We start from the raw sequence: 17332 nt of genomic DNA on the forward strand, positions 1-17332 counted from the left end.
CAAAGCAAGGCGCGGCAGCGCCGATCCCGGCAATTTTCTGACAGACGCCGTCGGATCTTTCAGCGAACTCTGCCGCCGATCAACCGTTCAAGAAGAGCGGCGCATGGGAGGCGAGGATGTCGACAGCTACAGACCGGGTGGTGCCGATCGAGGATACGAGCCTCACCGGCTTCTACAATGGCATGACCACGGCCGAGCGGCGCACCTTCTGGGCCTGCGCCACCGGCTGGGCGCTCGACGGCATGGACTTCATGATCTACCCGCTGGTGATCGGCACGATCATCGCACTGTGGAAGGTCGATGCCGGCACCGCGGGCCTCGCCGGAACGGTGACGCTGCTCGCCTCGGCCTTCGGCGGCTGGGCGGCGGGCTATCTCGCCGACCGCATCGGCCGCGTTCGCACGCTGCAGCTCACCATCATCTGGTTTTCGCTGTTCTCGCTGTTGTGCGCTTTTGCGCAGAACTTCGAACAATTGCTGGTGCTCCGCGCCCTGCTCGGGCTCGGCTTCGGCGGTGAATGGGCGGCCGGTGCGGTGCTGATGGGCGAGACCATCCGCGCCGAATATCGCGGCCGCGCCGTCGGCAGCGTCCAGTCCGGCTGGGCGGTCGGCTGGGGCGCCGCGGTGCTGGCGCAAGCCGCCTTGTTCTCGCTGCTGCCGGCCGATCAGGCCTGGCGCTGGATGTTCGCGATCGGAGCCTTGCCGGCGCTGCTGGTGCTGTATCTGCGCGCCTACGTCAAGGAGCCGGAGGTCGCCGCCGCCGCCCGCGCCAAGGTCGCCGCCGCGGGCGACCGCCCGTCGATCCTGGAGATCTTCCAGGGGCCGATCTTGAAGACCACCATCCTCGCCTCGCTGGTGGCGACCGGCTGCCAGGGCGGCTACTACGCGATCACCTTCTGGGTGCCGCGCTTTCTCACCACCGAGCGCAAGCTCTCGATCGTGAGCTCGACCGGCTATCTCGCAGCCCTCATCATCGGCTCGTTCGTCGGCTATCTCGTCGGCGCCTGGTATGCGGACCGCTTCGGCCGACGCAATTTGTTTCTGGTGTTCTCGCTCGGCGCCATGGTCGTCGTCGCCGCCTACACCCAGTTGCCGTTGTCGAACGAGCTGCTGTGGGTGCTCGGATTTCCGCTCGGCTTCTTCGCGTCGGGCTATTTCTCCGGCATGGGCGCCTTCCTGACCGAGCTCTACCCCACCCGCTTGCGCGGCTCCGGCCAGGGCTTCTGCTACAATTTCGGCCGCGGCATCGGCGCGCTGTTTCCGTTCCTGGTCGGCTATCTGTCGCAGATGACCTCGCTCGCCACCGCCATCTGCCTGTTCGCCCTCTTCGCCTATGCGCTGTTCTTCGTCGCCGCCTATGCGCTGCCGGAGACGCGCGGCAAGGTGCTGCACGCCGATGCGTGAGCCTGCGTCTGAACCAGAAAAGGCTCCCGCCTGCGCGGGACCAGATCCGAAGCCGCGCACGGCCACCCGGTTCGTGGTGCCGCCGGGCGCGGTCGATACCCACGCCCATGTCATCGGGCTGCCGCCGCGGCATCCTTTCGTGGCCGAGCGCAGCTACACGCCGCCCGAGGCCACCGCAGCATCCTATCTGGCGATGCTGGATGCCACCGGCATGACTTATGGCGTACTGGTCCAGGTCAGCGTCCACGGCACCGACAACAGCCTCATGGTCGAGACGCTGCGCGCCAACAGCAAACGGTTGCGCGGCATCGCGGTGATCCCGCTCGGCCTTCCGGACCGAGAGCTGGCGGCGCTGCAGCAGGCCGGCGTCGTCGGGCTGCGCCTCAACGTGCTGTACGGCGGCGGCATCGGCTTCGATCAGTTGCACGCCTACGCAGCGCTTGCCCGTGAGCTCGGCTGGCATCTCCAATTCCTGATCGACGCCGCCGATCTGCCGGCGTTGGCGCCGCGGCTGGACGGCCTTTCCGTGCCGATCGTCATCGATCACTGGGGCCACTTCCCGGTGTCGCGGGGACTCGCGGACCCCGGCTTTCAGACGCTGGTCTCCTTGGTGCGAGATGGCGCCTGGGTGAAGCTGTCCGGCGCCTACCGCAACACGGTCGACAGACCGCCCTATGCCGATACGGTGCCCTTCGTCCGCCGCCTGCACGAGGCGGCGCCCGACCGCTGCGTCTGGGGCTCCGACTGGCCGCACGTAGCGCATCGCGGCCACATGATGAACGTCGGCGACCTGCTCGACCTGCTGGCCGATTGGGTACCCGATTCCGCCGCCCGCAACCGAGTCCTCGCTGATAATGCCCACCGCCTTTACGGCTTTCCGCCGGGCGCAGGCCGTGAGTGATCGATGAGCCGTGGCAACGATCCCGCCGGTCTCGCGCTGGCGGCGACGTCGATCACCTCGCGGCGAAGTTCACGCCGATCTCCGTCACGACCGGCGCGAGCTTCAGCAGCGCCGGATTGTCGGAGGCTACCTTCACGCCATCCCCCGACAGCGCGCGCGGCGTGTCCTTGCTGGTGCCGAAGCGGATCGTGATCGAGCAGCCGCCCGGCAGCGTGCGCCCGAGTGCGCCGTTCTTGAAGTCGGTGACGTAACCGCCATAGTCCCAGCCGAAGCCCGCCACGGCAAACGGCTTGCCGTTGGCGCTCTGCACCGCCGCGACGCTCGCACCGATGCTGATGCCGGCCACGCTCCAGCGGCTGGTCTTGGCGGTGTCGCGCAGCGTCAGGCCTGAGACCGTCGCCTTCTTGTCCTCGATGAACGAGATCTCGATGCGCCGGTCCGCCGCGCGCGGAAACAGGACCAGGCCCTTATAGGTCTCGCCCTCGGCGCCGGGCAGATCCTGCACCACCGCGTCGCTGCCATAACGCTGCTGAATGCTCTTCGCCGTGTCGGTCGAAGCCACGGGCTGCGTGCAGGTGATCGGCCCTTCGCTTGGCGGGGCGGTCTGGGCAAGGACGGGAGAAGCACTCACCAAAGCGGCTGTGATCAGAACGTGGCGCATCCAGGAACCTTGTCAGGAGACATCATGGAGCAAATCAAACCTTGGTCTGCCCCAACCCAACGCGGGTTCATGCCCGACCTCAGGCCGCGAGACGCCGCTTCCGCACCGCCTCCCCGAACGCCTCGAACAGCTTGCGGTTGATCGGGTTCTTCTGCGGATCATATTCAGCGTGCCACTGCACGCCGAGCGCAAAGCTCGGGGCATCGGCGATGCGAATGGCCTCGATGGTGCCGTCCTCGGCGATGCCCTCGATGACGACGCGGTCGCCGGGCTCGAGGATGCCCTGGCCGTGCAGCGAGTTCACCTTGATGCTGTCGCAGCCGAGAATGCCGGCGAAGGCGCCGCCGGGCGTCAGCCGCACCTCGTGGCGGTCGGCGAAGATGACGGTCGGATCGGGATGGATCTCACCATTCTCAAGCCGGGGCATGCGGTGGTTCATGCGGCCGGGGATCTCGCGGATCTCCGGATGCAGCGAGCCGCCGAAGGCGACGTTCATCTCCTGGAGGCCGCGGCAGATGCCGAACAGCGGAATGCCCCGGGCGACGCACGCCTCGGTCAGTTGCAGCGCGACCTCGTCGCGATGGACGTCGTAGGGCTCGTGCTTGAGGCTCGGTTCGGTGTTGAAGCGGGTCGGATGCACGTTGGCGCGGGCGCCGGTCAGCACCACGCCATCCACCACGTCGAGCAGCGCCGCGATGTCGGTGATCTCCGGGACACCGGCAAACATCAGCGGCAGCGCGCCCGCGACCTCGGCCACGGCGCTCAGATTGCGCTCGCCCACCATCTGCACGTTGAACCTGTTCTCGACGCGATGACTGTTGCCGATCACGCCGACCACGGGACGTTTCATTGCCCTCGTTTCTCTCCCTGTGCGCCCAGGCCTTTGTCTCTGCCCGAGATGGTCTCAGCCAGATGTGGTCCCGGCCTGGAGGCACAAATCGTGCCTCTTCAAATCATGCCCGCGTCGCAAAGCCGGATCAACATATGACCGCGCGGGTCCCCAATGCCAATTCCGGGCAACCCCGCATGGCTTCCAGCCGATGAACGGCCACGCAAGCCTTTGCTTGATCCGCCAGCCGTTTTCGCCAATGTGTGGGGGCCGATCAGCACAAAGGACGCCGCATGACCGCCCCCGCCGACCCGCGCCTCCAGGACCGAACCGACCTGGCCTGGGCCATTGCCGTGGGCGGCATCGGGGTGATCCTGTTCACCGCGGCGCTGGCGTTCAGCTGGTACTACGCTGCGGCGCTGTTCCTGCTGTTTTCCGGCATGCTGCTGGGCGTCGCCCTCAACGCCATGACCACCCTGCTCGGCCGCGTGCTGCCCTGGCCGCACCCGTTGCGGCTCGCGATCGTCTGCGTGGCGCTGGCGGCCCTGCTCGTCGGCATCGTCTTCCTCGGCGGCACCACCATCGCGGACCAGGCCAAGGTGCTGAGCGACACGATCAAGTCGCAGCTCGGCAACATCAAGGGCTTCCTCGACCGCAACGGCATCGACACCAGCTTCTTCGAGTTCAACGGCACCAACACGGCCACGGCGGCGCCGGATGGCGGGACGACGACCCCGACGCAATCGGCGTCGCACGGCCTGCCGGGAGGCCTGCCCTCGCCCAGCGCGCTGGCATCATCCGGCGGCGCCATCGTCAGCCAGACCTTCAAGCTGCTGCTCGGCACCGTCAGCGCCGTCGGCAACTTCTTCATCGTGCTGTTCCTGGGGCTGGCCTTTGCGGCACAGCCGTCGGTCTACCGCAGCGGCCTGCTGTTCCTGGCGCCGGCCAAGTATCGCGACCAGGCCACGGTGATCATCGACCGCATCAGCTATACGCTCGAGCGCTGGCTGATCGCGCAGATCACCACGATGTTCGCGGTGTTCGTGGTCACCTGGATCGGACTCGCGATCATCGGCGTGCAGAGCTCGTTCATCCTCGGCATCCAGGCCGGGCTCCTGGCCTTCATCCCGACGGTCGGCGCGATCATCGCCGGCGTCATCGTGGTGCTGGCGAGCCTCGCCTCCGGATGGGTCGCGGCGGTCTCCGCCTTCGTGCTGTTCCTCGGCGTGCACGCCATGGAGAGCTACGTGCTGACGCCGCTGATCCAGCGCCAGGCGCTGGACATTCCGCCGGCCACGCTGTTCGCATTCCAGATCCTGCTCGGCATCGTGTTCGGCGTCTGGGGCCTCACCCTGGCGCTGCCGCTCATGGCGATCGCCAAGGTCATGATCGACTATTTCAAGAGCGACCGCCGCACCGAGGACGCCGCGGCCGCGATCTGAGGAACGCGCCGGTCAGCCGGCCGGCATCGCCGTTTCGACGAGCTTGGCCCAATAGCTGATGCCGTGCGGGATCACGTCGTCGTTGAAGTCGTATTCCGGGTGATGCACGCCGGCGCCATCGCCGATGCCCATGAAGACGAATGCGCCGGGCCGCGCCTGCAGCATATAGGCGAAATCCTCGCCGCCGAGCCGGGGCGGCATGTCGGTCTTGACCTGGTCCGGCCCGACGACGCTGCGCGCGACGTCGGCGGCGAACGCGGTCTGCTCGGCATGGTTGATCACGACCGGATAACCCCATTCGTAGTCGATCTCGACCTCGACGCCCATGCCGTTGGCGAGCCCCGTCACGACGCTCTTGAAGCGCTCGTCCATCAGGCGGCGGACCTCCTCGTCGAGCGTGCGCACAGTGCCGCCGATGACCGCGGTCTGCGGGATGATGTTGTCGGCCGAGGTGCCCGCATGGAAGCGCGTGATCGACAGCACCGCGCTCTCGACCGGATCGACGTTGCGCGCCACGATCGACTGCAAGGCCGTGACGATCTGCGCGCCGGCGATGATCGGATCGACGCATTTGTTCGGCCGCGCGGCATGTCCGCCAAGTCCCTTCAGGCGCACCTCGAAGGTGTCGGCCGCCGCCATCACCGCGCCGGGGCGCGTCGAGACGTGTCCAAGCGGCATTCCCGGCGCGTTGTGCAGGCCGTAGACCTCCTCGATGCCGAAGCGCTCCATCAGCCCGTCCTCGACCATGGCGCGGCCGCCGGCCCCGCCCTCCTCGGCCGGCTGGAAGATGACGACCGCCGTGCCGGCGAAGTTGCGGGTCTCGGCGAGGTAGCGCGCGGCGCCGAGCAGCATCGCGGTGTGGCCGTCATGGCCGCAGGCGTGCATCCGGCCGGGGATGGTGGATTTGTGCGGGATGTCCCGGGTTTCCTGCAGCGGCAGCGCGTCCATGTCGGCGCGCAGGCCGATCACACGCGACGAGGGCTCCCGCCCGCGGATCACGCCGACGACGCCGGTGCGGCCGATGCCGGTCACGACCTCGTCGACGCCGAATGAGGTCAGCAGCTCGGCGACGCGCGCCGCCGTGCGATGCACCTCGTACTGCAACTCGGGATGCTGGTGAAAATCACGGCGCCAGACCGTGGCGTCCTGCGCCAGCTCGGCGGCGCGATTGATGATCGGCATGAGGGAGTTCCGGAAAATGAGGCGCGCGCCAGGACGGCGCGCATGTCATCTCATTGCATGTCGCACGGCAGCAAAACGCAAGCGCTATCAGCACATGCAATCACTGCGCAGGCTGCATCCCGGCTAAGTCAGCAATTGCCTCAGCTCGCGCGCGAGGTTGGCCCGCGCCTTTCCGTCCAGCGCCGCGGCGAAGGCGGGATCGGGATAGATCACGGGCCGGCTCGCGAACCGCTCCAGCACGGCCGCGCGGCCGGCGCGATAGGCGTCGTCCGGCACATGGGCATATTCGCGCCGGATCGCGCGCGCATAAGCGTCGTAGGTCGCCTCGTCGGCGCCGAGAACCGCGAGGTCGATCGAGACCAGCAGCGCACCGCGGCGGTCGCCTGCGGGAACATCATGGGTTCGTGTCAGGCGGATCAGGCGGCCGACCTCGTCTCGCATGTCAGGCGCGACATGCTGCTCGGCGAGAACGGCGCTCTGTTCCTCATTGTCGGACCGCGTGGGATCATAGACGACGTCGTGCCACCAGATCGCCTGGGTCAGGATCTCGCGGTCGCCGACACTGAGATCGGCGACGCGATCGAGCCGGGCAAGGCAGTCCTCGATATGACCGAGATCGTGGTAGTGCCGTCCCGGGGCGGTGTAGGCCGCAACCAGCTCGTCATGCGTCATGATCGCGGCTCGCGCTGCTCAGCCCGCCGAAGTCAGCACCGTCTCGGTGTGCTCGACATCCGGGGGGCTCGCGAAATACTGCCCGACCAGGCCCCGCCATTCGGTGAAGTTCTCCGAGCCGCGGAAATCAACGGTGTGGTTCTCGAGCGTCTCCCACTTCACCATCAGCCGGTAGCGCTGCGGCTTCTCGATCGACTTGTGCAGCTCGAAACCGTGAAAGCCCTTGGAACGGCCGAAGGCGGCGCGCGCCTTGGCAACCGCGGCCTCGAAATCCTTTTCCGTGCCGGGCTTGACGTCGATCTGCGCGATTTCGGTGATCATGGTCTGGCGGCCTCCCCTGATTGCTGGACCGTTTGTCTAGCCCAGACCAGGGGAGAGAGAAAGCCGCGCGTCAGCTGGAGATGGCCGCCTGCCCGGCTTGCGGCGCAGGCGTGGCCGTCGCGGCGGCCGCGCGCTGGCGGCGGTAGCGCTCCAAGGACAGCGGCAGCTCGGCGGAGGCTTCGACACGATTGCGCCCCGAGCGCTTGGCCTTGTAGAGCGCGGTATCGGCGGCGGCGAGCAGCACGTCGAGCTCGGTGCCGGCTGGGCCGCCGGCGACGCCGATGCTGACGGTGGTGTCGACCGGCTTCTCCTCGCAGACCACGCCCGAGGCCGCGAACGCCTGGCGCACGCGCTCGGCCGCGACCATTGCCTCCTCGATCGAGCATGGCAGCAGCGCGGCGAATTCCTCGCCGCCGATCCGTCCTGAGATATCCGTCAGCCGCAGCTTGTCGACGACGACGTCGGCGAACACCTTGAGAACCTCGTCGCCCTCGGCATGGCCGAAGCGGTCGTTGATCGACTTGAAATGATCGATGTCGAAGATCAGCACGCTGACCGGCCGCTCGGCGCGCGCCTCGCGCTCGATCAGTTGCGCGCAGGCATCCGCAAAGCCGCGGCGGTTGAGCAGGCCGGTGAGCGGATCCGTCGTCGCCGCGCGCTTGTGCGCAGACACGATGCGCTCGGACACCAGCATGAAGATCACGAACACGGTGCCGACCGCATAGAGCACGAGTTCGATGGAGAAGATCGTGACCCAGGCGGCGGCGAAGGCGCCATCCGCGTCGCGCAGCATGTTGCCGAGCAGGATCGGCAGCATCAGCACGAAGCCGTGCATCGCCGGCACGATCAGCGCGGGCCAGCGCCTGTGCAGCGTGCGCCGCCGCTCCTGCCAGAGTTCGGCCGCGGTGAGCATCGCATAGATCACGACGATCGCAGCCCCGATGGTCAGCCGCAGCGCCTGCGCGGCGGGATCGAGCAGCATGCCGCTGGCGATCCAGACGGTGGCGCCGAGCGCGAGGCCTGCGACGCTCGGCGACTTGCCATGGAATACGCGCGCCGCATTCCACACCATCGCGGTGGCGATCAGGCCGATCGAGCTCAGGAGCAGCGAGATCACCTCGCCATAGCTGTCGGCGACCAGGGTCCACAGCGCGATCGCGACCGCACCGAGAATATAGGCCGCGCCCCACCAGCGCAGCGCCGGCGTGTTCTCCTGCCGTCCGAAATACAGCAACATGGCGCCAAGCAGCGCCGCGACCATTGTCGCTACGATGTCGAGCGTCATGCTGTCGAGCGCCATGCGTCACCTCGGTTGCTGCGGCCGTGCGGGGAACTCAGGGTTAGCGCGGCCTTAGTGCGATCAAGCTACCGGGTGGTCTGTTGGAAAGAGGTTTGCCTGGGATGCCAAGTTTTCTCGAAAAGCCCGACGCAACTCGCCGGCAAATTGCTGCGCAAAAATGCTGCAAACAGGATTCAAAACCGATGATGGCCCCCGTAAACGACACTCGCTGGGATTGCGCACCGTCAGCCGCCGGTCATTGTTAGTTGAGTATGAAAGCGAGACATATGAACCATTTCACACCCGATTGCGGACGCTCATCGAAACGATAAGAAACTTTCTCAAATTTGAGATCATCTCTCCCTAACACGGCCCGACAGGGGCAAAGCGGCCACACGAGGGGACGAGAATGTCTTTCGACGACGATACAAACGACAAGAAATCCGCGGCAGATCATCCGGCTGGTGGCGTCGATCGCCGCACGCTGCTGCGCAACGCCATGGGCGTGTCGGCGCTCGGCCTCGGCGCCAGCATGCTGCCGGGCCAGGCGCAAGCGCACTGGCATTGGCGCATGCATCATCACCATCATCATGTGACCACCAGCTTCGCGCTCGCCGTGCTTCCGGATACGCAGTTCTATTCGCGCTATGCGACGTCGGAGGAAGGCCAGGCCTATCAGCGCCAATATGGCAGCACGCCCTACCCGGCGCAGACGCAGTTCATCGTCGACAACGCCGCGAAGTATCACATCCCATTCACGATCCATCTCGGCGACGTCGTTGACCAGGTCAAGCATCCGCAGCAATGGGCGGTCGCCGACGCCGCGATGAAGCTGCTGGAGAACGCCGGCCGCCCCTACTCGGTGCTCGCCGGCAATCACGACGTGCTGCAGGCGCTTGAGTTCGAGACCGCGGCGAGCCAGGGCTCGGGGACCGACGCGCAGCGCGCCCCGTCCGAGCCGTATTTGTCCTGGTTCCCGGCCAGCCGCGCCGCCAAGCAGCGCACCTTCCTGGAGCGCCATCCGAGCGGCTGGCACGAGGCGCATGTCTTCCACGCCTGCGGCGTCAGCTTCATGGTGCTGTCGCTATCCTGGCGCGCCTCCGATGACGCCATCGCCTGGGCGAACAGCATGATCGCGCGCTATCCGATGCTGCCTGTGATCCTCGCCAATCACCAGCTGCTCAACATCGCCAATGACGGTGTCAGCCCGCTCGAGGTGCCGTACGGCCAGTATCTCTGGGACAGGCTGATCCGCCGCAACGACCAGATCTTCATGACGCTCAACGGCCACTATCATGGCGGCGCGCATCTGACGAAGTTCAACGACTTCCACAATCCCGTGCATGAGATGGTCGTCGACTATCAGATGGCCTATCAGGGCGGCAACGGCCTGATGCGGCTGTACGAGTTCGACTTCACGAAGAACAGAATCGACGTCGCCTCGTTCTCGCCCTGGGTCGTACAAAAGCCGAAGAACAGCCTCAAGCAGTTCGATCGCGCGTGGCTGTCCGACGACAACCACGAATTCACCATCGAGATCGACTTCCAGCGCCGCTTCTCGCGCTTCACCCGCTTCTGCCATCTCCCGGCGTTCGCCGGCACGCCGATCCTGCCGCGCGTCAAGCAGGACCTCTACGCCAACTACACCGAACAGCCCGAGCCAGCGGTGGTGCCGCCCGCGAACGAGCAGGACTACCCGCTGATCGCCGAAACCGTCGCACATTGGCGCATCGCGTCGTCGGCGATCGGCAAGGCCGTCGCCGCCGGCACCGCGCTGCCGGACCTGACCGCGGGCAATCCGATGCAACGCGCCGCGCTCGCCGGTGCCGCTCAAGCGGCCGACGTCGTCTTCACCGCCGACAAGCATCGCCTGTCGTCGGCGCCGGGCAGCGTGCAGTTCCTCAACACCACCAAGCAGGGCGGCGGCCGGTTCAGCTGGTTCACGACAGCGGCCAATGCGCCGATCAACGCGGCGACCTTCGCCAAAGGCTACACCGTCGAGGCCTTCATCAAGATCGATCCGAACTGGAAGGCCGCGGATCACGCCTGGTGCAACATCCTGACCCGCTTCGGCAACCGCGGCTGGCTGCCGAACTATGCCGGCGGCGATCCGGAATCGCCGCCGATCCTGTTCGCGATATCGAACCTGCGCGAGGTGCAGTGGGAGATCGTGCCGTCGAGCGCGACCAGCCAGCCGCAGACCGACTGGTCCGGCGAGATCATGCTCAACACCTGGTATCACCTCGCGATCGTCAACGATCCCAAAGACAATTCGACCGTGCTCTACATCGAGGGCGCGCCGGTGGTGCGCAGCGTTATCGGCGGCAATGGGCTCGCCAGCGTCGCGGCGTCCCAGCCCTGGGCGCTCGGCTGCGGCTGGTGGGATCGCGCGCCGTCGGACGGCTTCATCGGCAGCATCGGCGAGGTGCGTGTCGTCTCGAAGCCGTTGGCGCCGAACCAGTGGCTGACCGCGCGCCGCGCCAGCGCCTGATCGACACACGCACAAACAAAACGGGCGCCCGCGAGGGCGCCCGTTCGTATTCGAAGCTGACCGATCCGGCCGCAGCCGGATCGCCTGGACATCAGCGCTTCGAGAACTGGAAGGAGCGGCGGGCCTTGGCCTTGCCGTACTTCTTGCGCTCGACGACGCGCGAGTCGCGGGTCAGGAAGCCGCCCTTCTTGAGGACGCTGCGCAGCTCCGGCTCGAAGTTCGTCAGCGCCTTGGACAGGCCGTGACGGACCGCGCCGGCCTGGCCGGACAGACCGCCGCCGGCGACCGTGCAGATCACGTCGTACTGGCCCTTGCGGGCGGCGACGACCATCGGCTGCTCGATCATCATGCGCAGCACCGGACGGGCGAAGTAGACTTCGATGTCGCGGGTGTTGACGGTGACCTTGCCGGAGCCCGGCTTGATCCAGACGCGGGCGACCGCGTCCTTGCGCTTGCCGGTGGCATAGGCGCGGCCGAACTTGTCGACCTTCTTCTCATACTTCGGAGCGTCGGGAGCGGTGACGGCGCCCTTGAGCTGCGACAGCTGATCGAGAGACTGGATGCTTTCGGCCATCTTATGCGGCCCTCGTGTTCTTGCGGTTCAACTTCGCGATGTCGATCTTCTCGGGGTTCTGCGCCTCGTGCGGATGATCGGGTCCACCATAGACACGCAGATTGCCCATCTGCACGCGGCCGAGCGGGCCGCGCGGGATCATGCGCTCGACGGCCTTCTCGAGCACGCGCTCCGGGAAGCGGCCCTCGAGGATCTGGCGCGCGGTGCGCTCCTTGACGTGACCGACGAAGCCGGTGTGCTTGTAATACGTCTTCTGCTCACGCTTGCGGCCGGTGAACACGGCGTGCTTGGCGTTGACGATGATGACGTTGTCGCCGCAATCGACGTGCGGGGTGTAGATCGGGAGGTGCTTGCCGCGCAGCCGCATGGCGACCAGCGTGGCGAGACGACCGACGACCAGACCCTTGGCGTCGATCACGACCCACTTCTTCTGGACCTCGGCCGGCTTTGCCGAAAAGGTTTTCATGAGAGATATCCGTGACAGGGAGAATGCGGCGCGGATGACGCGCCGAACTGGTCGCAGCTTCTAGAGAAGCGTCCCGCTTTCGTCAACGCCACCGAAGCAAAATTCCTGCAATGAAACCAGTCACTTGCAAATATGGTGTAATAATACCCTCGAAAAGCTCACGCGTTCGGAATGGAATAGGTGGCCGTGACATGGGCGATCGGATCGGGCGATTCCCCTGACAGCAGAGTGACTTCGCCCACGGCCAGCCGCTTGCCGAGCTTGAGCAGCCGCGCTTCCGCCAGCACGTCTGCCCCGGCGGCGCCCTTGCGGAGGAAGTTGATGTTGAGATTCGTGGTCACCGCGAGCCCGACCGGGCCGATCGCCGACAGCAGCACGACATACATCGCGAAATCGGCCAAGGCCATGAGCGTCGGCCCGGACACGGTTCCGCCAGGACGCAGCATGCGCTCGTTGAAACGCTGCCGCAGCAGGCAGCTCTTGCCATCGGCGCTTTCGATCGTGATGTCGCCGCCGGTCCGGAAGGCCTGGGGAAATTCCGCGTGCAGGAACGCTTCCAGCTCCGCGATGGTCATCTTGGCCGTCATGTCTCCCCCTGCTTTGTGTCGTTGCCTTCTGATACATTAGCCGCCAACACGCGCCCATATGGAAACGCCAAAGAGAAATCGGAATGTCCGCCCCTGCCCTCGCTCATGCTGCCGACGCACCGATCCTGTTGCGCGACGAGATGGCCGGCACCGTCGCGGTGCTGACCTTGAACCGGCCAGCGCAACGCAACAGCCTGTCGGAGGCGCTCATCGCCGAATTGCATCGGGCGCTCGCCGAGATCGGTGCCGACAAGGCGGTGCGCGCCGTCGTGATCGCCGCCAATGGTCCGGCCTTCTGTGCCGGCCACGACCTGAAGGAGCTCACCGCCCGCAGGGCCGATGCCGATCGCGGCCGCGCCTTCTTCGCCGGGCTGATGAATGCCTGCAGCGCGATGATGCAGGCGATCGTGCAGCTGCCGAAGCCCGTGATCGCCTCGGTGCAGGGCATCGCCACCGCCGCCGGCTGCCAACTGGTCGCAAGCTGCGATCTCGCCGTTGCCTCCGAGCGCGCCTCCTTCGCGACGCCCGGCGTCGATATCGGCCTGTTCTGCTCGACGCCGATGGTGGCGCTGTCGCGCAACATCACGCGCAAGCAAGCCATGGAGATGCTGCTGACCGGCGAGCCGGTTCCGGCGCTGCGCGCCCGCGAGATCGGCCTGATCAACCGCGTGGTGACGCCCGGCACGGAACGCGACACCGCGATTGCGCTGGCACAACAAGTCGCGCGCAAATCCGCGCATACGATCAAGCTCGGCAAGGAGGCGTTCTACCGCCAGGCCGAGATGAACCTTGCCGACGCCTATCGTTATGCGGCAGAGGTGATGACCGAAAACATGCTCGCCCGCGACGCGGAAGAAGGCATCGGCGCCTTCATCGAAAAGCGGACTCCCACGTGGCGGGATGAGTGAGACCCGCCCCGCTCTCTCCACGTCATTGCGAGCGAAGCGCGGCAATCCAGAGTCCCGCCCGAGCCCCTGGATTGCTTCGTCGCTTCGCTCCTCGCAATGACGGTCTCAGTGACTTCGTCATTCCGGGGCGCGCGGAGCGCGAGCCCGGAATCCATACTCCCGATCGTGGCTATGGATTCCGGGCTCGCCCTTACGGGCGCCCCGGAATGACGGCAACTAACAGATTGCGTCCATCATGAATCACGACACCTATCCCGACGACTACATCCGCGGCATCCTCAACGGCGTGAAGGTGATCGCGATGGTCGGCGCCTCGCCGTCCGAGATCCGGCCGAGCTTCTTCGCCTTCAAATATCTGGTGCAGCGCGGCTACGACATGATTCCGGTGAACCCCGGCCATGTCGGCAAGAGCCTGATGGGCCGCCCGTTCGTCGCCTCGCTCGCCGACATCGGCCGCCCGCTCGACATGGTCGACATTTTCAGAAGCTCCCAGCACATCATGCCCGTGGTCGACGAGGCGCTGAAGCTTCAGCCCTTGCCGAAGGTGATCTGGATGCAGCTCGGCGCACGCGACGATGCCGCGGCGGAGAAGGCCGAGGCGGCCGGCATGAAGGTGGTCATGAACCGCTGTCCCAAGATAGAATATGGCCGTCTATCGTCGGAGATCTCCTGGATGGGCGTCAACTCCCGCACCATCAGCGCCAAGCGCGCGCCGATCCCCACGCAAGGCATGCGGCTGTCGCTGAACCGCACCAGCGTCGGCGGCGGCGCCACGACGGCGGCCGACCGCGCCGCGAAGGATAGAAGCGATCCGACCTGACGCATCTGCGAAAGGAACGTGTCGCGACCGCCGCGCGACACAGCAACGCATTCCAAATCGGAGATGACATCGCCTGCCGCCTTGACGGCATCCCGGCCGCTGGCAAATGTCCTCCGCCGGGATGACGCGGAGGCGCACGACGACGCGCTATCGACACCGTCTCCCATCATCGATCCCCGCGCCGGCCGGCGCCGCCGCGCGCGGGATCCAAGCCCACGAGGAAACACCATGACCGAACGTGCCCCCGGATTCGCCACCCTCGCCATTCATGCCGGCGCCCAGCCCGACCCGACCACCGGCGCGCGGGCGACGCCGATCTATCAGACCACGTCGTTCGTCTTCAACGACGCCGACCACGCCGCCTCGCTGTTCGGCCTGCAGGCGTTCGGCAACATCTACACCCGCATCGGCAACCCGACCAATGCCGTACTCGAGGAGCGCGTCGCCGCACTCGAGGGCGGCACCGCCGCGCTTGCCGTCGCCTCGGGCCATGCCGCGCAGGTCGTGGCGCTGCAGCAGCTGCTGTCGCCCGGCGACGAGTTCATCGCCGCGCGCAAGCTCTATGGCGGCTCGATCAACCAGTTCACGCATTCGTTCAAGAGCTTCGGCTGGAACGTGGTGTGGGCCGACACCGATGACGTCGCGAGCTTCGAGGCCGCGGTGAGCCCGCGCACCAAGGCGATCTTCATCGAGTCGATCGCCAATCCCGGCGGCACCATCACCGACATCGAGGCGATCGCGCAGGTCGCGCGCAAGGCGGGCGTGCCGCTGATCGTCGACAATACCTTGGCCTCGCCCTATCTGATCCGCCCGATCGACCACGGCGCCGACATCGTGCTGCACTCGCTGACCAAGTTCCTCGGCGGCCACGGCAACTCGATCGGCGGCATCATCGTCGATGCCGGCACCTTCGACTGGGCCGGCAGCGGCGATAAATATCCGATGCTGACGCAGCCCCGTCCCGAATATCACGGCATCCGCATCCACGAGACGTTCGGCAATTTCGCCTTCGCGATCGCCTGCCGCGTGCTCGGCCTGCGCGATTTGGGTCCGGCGCTGTCGCCGTTCAACGCGTTCCTGATCCTCACCGGCATCGAGACCTTGCCGCTGCGCGTGCAGAAGCACAGCGACAATGCCAAGGCGGTCGCCGAATATCTCAGCAAGCATCCGGCGGTCGCCTCCGTCAGCTATGCCGGCCTGCCCGAGGACAAGTACCACGCGCTCGCCCGCAAATATTCGCCGAAGGGCGCCGGTGCCGTGTTCACCTTCTCGCTCAAGGGCGGCTATGACGCCGGCGTCAAGCTGGTGTCGAATTTGAAGCTGTTCTCGCATCTCGCCAATGTCGGCGATACCCGCTCGCTGGTGATTCACCCCGCCTCGACGACGCACAGCCAGCTCGACGACGCCTCCAAGATCAAGGCCGGCGCCGGCCCGGACATCGTCCGCATCTCCGTCGGCATCGAGGACAAGGAAGACCTAATCGCCGACCTCGAGCAGGCGCTGAACGCGTAAGCAGCGAACCACGCGTTGAACTGACGTATGCGCCGCAAGCGTCTGTCACCAGCGCTTGCGGTCGTCCTTCGAGACGCCCGCCTCCGGCGGGCTCCTCAGGACGAGGTCCGAGTTTGCGGCGACGTTGCAAATCTCAGCCCTCCGACCGGGGGCCTCTCAATGAACACGCCTCTCGGCGTGTTCATGGTCGGGGGTGCAGTGCCGCCCCGCTTTCGACCCTCATGGTGAGGAGCGCCTCTTGGCGCGTCTCGAACCATGAGGCCACCGCTCCCGCAACGTCCACCATCGGGCCACACTGGCGCTAACGCGCGAGAGCTTCGCCCAAAAACAAAGAGAGCGCGGGCAGCCCCCCTGGGCTTCCGCGCTCTCCTTCGTCCCACGGTCGGGCCGTTGCCGGCTTCTCGAACCGCGCCCTCGTTAACTCATCGCCTCATGTCATCTGGTGCAGCATCCGCGCATGCATCTGCCCCGCGAGCGGCAGCGCCGTCGCCGCGATCTGCCGGCTGACCGCCAGCGCCCGCAGGCAGGCTCCGTCCTCATCGATGGCAGCATGATCGGTATGGAATGAGCCTGTCCGTGATTGCGAATGTTGGCGCGCCGACGCGCAAAACGGGATCACCGACATGCTCGAAACCTTCTGGTCTGAGACTCTGATGAAATGCAGCAGAGATTCTGTCCCGAACGCGGACCTCCGGCCCTTCGTTCCGCCAGCCTTCAAAATCGCCGGCGGCCGTAAACTTGCACCAGCAGATGTTAACAGAAGCTGAAAAAGCCCGTCCTTCTACGGGCGATTGCAGCCCGGATTCGAGCCGGGAAAGTTTTCGTTAACCATAAAAGCCCCATCCTACCGTCCATGGAATCGCGCGGCACCCGACGTCGCGGGCGCCGGCCACGGCGGCAGCGCGAGACTTGATGTGTTCAGAAGGCTGGAGAGCAGAATGCGTATGTTGGTCATCATGATGCTGCTGGCAGCCACCGCCGCGAATGGCGTCGTGCTCGCTGCCGACCTGCCTGGCATCCACGACAAGGTCGTCCACTACAAGGCCCGCCGCGCCGCCAAGGCCCCGCCGCCGGTCGTCGTCGTCAAGGACCAGGACTCGCTGATCTCCCCGATGCTGCCGTCCACCCCGCTGCTGCTCGGCCGCCAGGAACTCCCCGGCTATTACGGCCGCGCGTTCTCGTATGACTACCAGGGCCCGTATTACGGCGGCGAAGGCTACACGAACTACATGTTCCGGTTGCCTTACGCATGCGGCGTGACGGGGTATTGCTGAGCGCCAATGA

General features: G+C 66.2%; 18 protein-coding genes. 8 read left to right on the forward strand and 10 right to left on the reverse strand.

Translation table 11 applies throughout. The annotated features are described in order from the left end of the window. Positions 1–116: 116 nt before the first annotated feature. Positions 117–1403, forward strand: a complete 1287-nt coding sequence (locus tag ACQR1L_RS17600; RefSeq protein WP_434859183.1) for an MFS transporter — start codon at positions 117–119, stop codon at positions 1401–1403. Beyond that, positions 1396–2304: an amidohydrolase family protein gene (locus ACQR1L_RS17605; protein WP_434859184.1), complete on the forward strand. Its 909-nt coding sequence runs from the start codon at positions 1396–1398 to the stop codon at positions 2302–2304. The genes ACQR1L_RS17600 and ACQR1L_RS17605 overlap by 8 nt, the downstream gene beginning before the upstream one ends. A 52-nt stretch (positions 2305–2356) precedes the next feature. Here the strand turns inward: ACQR1L_RS17605 and ACQR1L_RS17610 are convergent, their stop codons facing one another. Together ACQR1L_RS17610 and ACQR1L_RS17615 are read right to left on the reverse strand one after the other, a co-directional pair. Beyond that, positions 2357–2965, reverse strand: coding sequence for a hypothetical protein (locus ACQR1L_RS17610; RefSeq protein WP_434859185.1), 609 nt, complete (start codon positions 2963–2965; stop codon positions 2357–2359). Positions 2966–3044: 79 nt separating this feature from the next. After that, positions 3045–3815: a gamma-glutamyl-gamma-aminobutyrate hydrolase family protein gene (locus ACQR1L_RS17615; RefSeq protein WP_434859186.1), complete on the reverse strand. Its 771-nt coding sequence runs from the start codon at positions 3813–3815 to the stop codon at positions 3045–3047. Positions 3816–4087: 272 nt separating this feature from the next. On the opposite strand from ACQR1L_RS17615, the gene ACQR1L_RS17620 reads away from it, so the two are divergent. Continuing rightward, on the forward strand, positions 4088–5236 hold the full coding sequence (locus tag ACQR1L_RS17620; protein ID WP_434859187.1) for an AI-2E family transporter: 1149 nt from the start codon (positions 4088–4090) through the stop codon (positions 5234–5236). A gap of 12 nt (positions 5237–5248) precedes the next feature. Here the strand turns inward: ACQR1L_RS17620 and ACQR1L_RS17625 are convergent, their stop codons facing one another. The 4 genes from ACQR1L_RS17625 to ACQR1L_RS17640 all read right to left on the reverse strand — a co-directional run bounded on the left by ACQR1L_RS17625 (position 5249) and on the right by ACQR1L_RS17640 (position 8711). Next, complete coding sequence (locus ACQR1L_RS17625) at positions 5249–6418, reverse strand: M20 aminoacylase family protein (RefSeq protein WP_434859188.1); 1170 nt, start codon at positions 6416–6418, stop codon at positions 5249–5251. 123 nt (positions 6419–6541) lie between these two features. Continuing rightward, positions 6542–7090, reverse strand: coding sequence for an HD domain-containing protein (locus ACQR1L_RS17630; protein ID WP_434859189.1), 549 nt, complete (start codon positions 7088–7090; stop codon positions 6542–6544). An 18-nt stretch (positions 7091–7108) separates the two neighbouring features. Next, positions 7109–7411: an antibiotic biosynthesis monooxygenase family protein gene (locus ACQR1L_RS17635; protein ID WP_006611040.1), complete on the reverse strand. Its 303-nt coding sequence runs from the start codon at positions 7409–7411 to the stop codon at positions 7109–7111. Between the two features lie 70 nt (positions 7412–7481). Next, complete coding sequence (locus ACQR1L_RS17640; protein ID WP_434859190.1) at positions 7482–8711, reverse strand: diguanylate cyclase; 1230 nt, start codon at positions 8709–8711, stop codon at positions 7482–7484. A gap of 388 nt (positions 8712–9099) precedes the next feature. Between ACQR1L_RS17640 and ACQR1L_RS17645 the strand changes: the two genes are divergently transcribed. Further along, positions 9100–11181 (forward strand): LamG-like jellyroll fold domain-containing protein, encoded by a 2082-nt coding sequence (locus tag ACQR1L_RS17645; RefSeq protein WP_434859191.1) that lies wholly within the window; start codon positions 9100–9102, stop codon positions 11179–11181. A gap of 91 nt (positions 11182–11272) precedes the next feature. Here ACQR1L_RS17645 and rpsI read toward each other — a convergent pair whose 3' ends face one another. The 3 genes from rpsI to ACQR1L_RS17660 form a co-directional block, all read right to left on the reverse strand. After that, the gene (gene rpsI / locus ACQR1L_RS17650; RefSeq protein WP_006611043.1) at positions 11273–11755 is read right to left on the reverse strand and encodes a 30S ribosomal protein S9; all 483 of its coding nucleotides are present in this window, start codon (positions 11753–11755) and stop codon (positions 11273–11275) included. A gap of 1 nt (position 11756) precedes the next feature. Then, positions 11757–12221, reverse strand: a complete 465-nt coding sequence (gene rplM, locus ACQR1L_RS17655; protein WP_008966110.1) for a 50S ribosomal protein L13 — start codon at positions 12219–12221, stop codon at positions 11757–11759. A gap of 158 nt (positions 12222–12379) precedes the next feature. Then, a complete protein-coding gene (locus ACQR1L_RS17660; protein WP_434859192.1) occupies positions 12380–12808 on the reverse strand; it encodes a PaaI family thioesterase in 429 nt (142 codons plus the stop codon). Between the two features lie 83 nt (positions 12809–12891). Here ACQR1L_RS17660 and ACQR1L_RS17665 point away from each other — a divergent pair, with 83 nt between their 5' ends. The 3 genes from ACQR1L_RS17665 (at position 12892) to ACQR1L_RS17675 (ending at position 16048) form a co-directional block, all read left to right on the forward strand. Beyond that, complete coding sequence (locus ACQR1L_RS17665; RefSeq protein ID WP_434859193.1) at positions 12892–13716, forward strand: enoyl-CoA hydratase; 825 nt, start codon at positions 12892–12894, stop codon at positions 13714–13716. 235 nt (positions 13717–13951) lie between these two features. After that, a complete protein-coding gene (locus ACQR1L_RS17670; protein ID WP_434859194.1) occupies positions 13952–14536 on the forward strand; it encodes a CoA-binding protein in 585 nt (194 codons plus the stop codon). 228 nt (positions 14537–14764) lie between these two features. Then, positions 14765–16048, forward strand: a complete 1284-nt coding sequence (locus ACQR1L_RS17675) for an O-acetylhomoserine aminocarboxypropyltransferase (protein ID WP_434859195.1) — start codon at positions 14765–14767, stop codon at positions 16046–16048. A 430-nt stretch (positions 16049–16478) separates the two neighbouring features. Here ACQR1L_RS17675 and ACQR1L_RS17680 read toward each other — a convergent pair whose 3' ends face one another. Then, on the reverse strand, positions 16479–16673 hold the full coding sequence (locus ACQR1L_RS17680) for a hypothetical protein (protein WP_434859196.1): 195 nt from the start codon (positions 16671–16673) through the stop codon (positions 16479–16481). A gap of 313 nt (positions 16674–16986) precedes the next feature. On the opposite strand from ACQR1L_RS17680, the gene ACQR1L_RS17685 reads away from it, so the two are divergent. Beyond that, positions 16987–17322, forward strand: a complete 336-nt coding sequence (locus ACQR1L_RS17685; protein WP_434859197.1) for a hypothetical protein — start codon at positions 16987–16989, stop codon at positions 17320–17322. Positions 17323–17332 lie beyond the last annotated feature (10 nt).

The sequence above is a fragment of the Bradyrhizobium sp. HKCCYLR20261 genome, assembly GCF_051168435.1.
Lineage (GTDB): Bacteria > Pseudomonadota > Alphaproteobacteria > Rhizobiales > Xanthobacteraceae > Bradyrhizobium.

What these genes read in the sequence shown, in the direction of transcription:
- ACQR1L_RS17600 (WP_434859183.1), top strand. Translation starts at nt 117, where the DNA reads ATGTCGACAGCTACAGACCGGGTGGTGCCGATCGAGGATACGAGCCTC.
- ACQR1L_RS17605 (WP_434859184.1), top strand. Translation starts at nt 1,396, where the DNA reads ATGCGTGAGCCTGCGTCTGAACCAGAAAAGGCTCCCGCCTGCGCGGGA.
- ACQR1L_RS17610 (WP_434859185.1), bottom strand. Translation starts at nt 2,965, where the DNA reads ATGCGCCACGTTCTGATCACAGCCGCTTTGGTGAGTGCTTCTCCCGTC.
- ACQR1L_RS17615 (WP_434859186.1), bottom strand. Translation starts at nt 3,815, where the DNA reads ATGAAACGTCCCGTGGTCGGCGTGATCGGCAACAGTCATCGCGTCGAG.
- ACQR1L_RS17620 (WP_434859187.1), top strand. Translation starts at nt 4,088, where the DNA reads ATGACCGCCCCCGCCGACCCGCGCCTCCAGGACCGAACCGACCTGGCC.
- ACQR1L_RS17625 (WP_434859188.1), bottom strand. Translation starts at nt 6,418, where the DNA reads ATGCCGATCATCAATCGCGCCGCCGAGCTGGCGCAGGACGCCACGGTC.
- ACQR1L_RS17630 (WP_434859189.1), bottom strand. Translation starts at nt 7,090, where the DNA reads ATGACGCATGACGAGCTGGTTGCGGCCTACACCGCCCCGGGACGGCAC.
- ACQR1L_RS17635 (WP_006611040.1), bottom strand. Translation starts at nt 7,411, where the DNA reads ATGATCACCGAAATCGCGCAGATCGACGTCAAGCCCGGCACGGAAAAG.
- ACQR1L_RS17640 (WP_434859190.1), bottom strand. Translation starts at nt 8,711, where the DNA reads ATGGCGCTCGACAGCATGACGCTCGACATCGTAGCGACAATGGTCGCG.
- ACQR1L_RS17645 (WP_434859191.1), top strand. Translation starts at nt 9,100, where the DNA reads ATGTCTTTCGACGACGATACAAACGACAAGAAATCCGCGGCAGATCAT.
- rpsI (WP_006611043.1), bottom strand. Translation starts at nt 11,755, where the DNA reads ATGGCCGAAAGCATCCAGTCTCTCGATCAGCTGTCGCAGCTCAAGGGC.
- rplM (WP_008966110.1), bottom strand. Translation starts at nt 12,221, where the DNA reads ATGAAAACCTTTTCGGCAAAGCCGGCCGAGGTCCAGAAGAAGTGGGTC.
- ACQR1L_RS17660 (WP_434859192.1), bottom strand. Translation starts at nt 12,808, where the DNA reads ATGACGGCCAAGATGACCATCGCGGAGCTGGAAGCGTTCCTGCACGCG.
- ACQR1L_RS17665 (WP_434859193.1), top strand. Translation starts at nt 12,892, where the DNA reads ATGTCCGCCCCTGCCCTCGCTCATGCTGCCGACGCACCGATCCTGTTG.
- ACQR1L_RS17670 (WP_434859194.1), top strand. Translation starts at nt 13,952, where the DNA reads ATGAATCACGACACCTATCCCGACGACTACATCCGCGGCATCCTCAAC.
- ACQR1L_RS17675 (WP_434859195.1), top strand. Translation starts at nt 14,765, where the DNA reads ATGACCGAACGTGCCCCCGGATTCGCCACCCTCGCCATTCATGCCGGC.
- ACQR1L_RS17680 (WP_434859196.1), bottom strand. Translation starts at nt 16,673, where the DNA reads ATGTCGGTGATCCCGTTTTGCGCGTCGGCGCGCCAACATTCGCAATCA.
- ACQR1L_RS17685 (WP_434859197.1), top strand. Translation starts at nt 16,987, where the DNA reads ATGCGTATGTTGGTCATCATGATGCTGCTGGCAGCCACCGCCGCGAAT.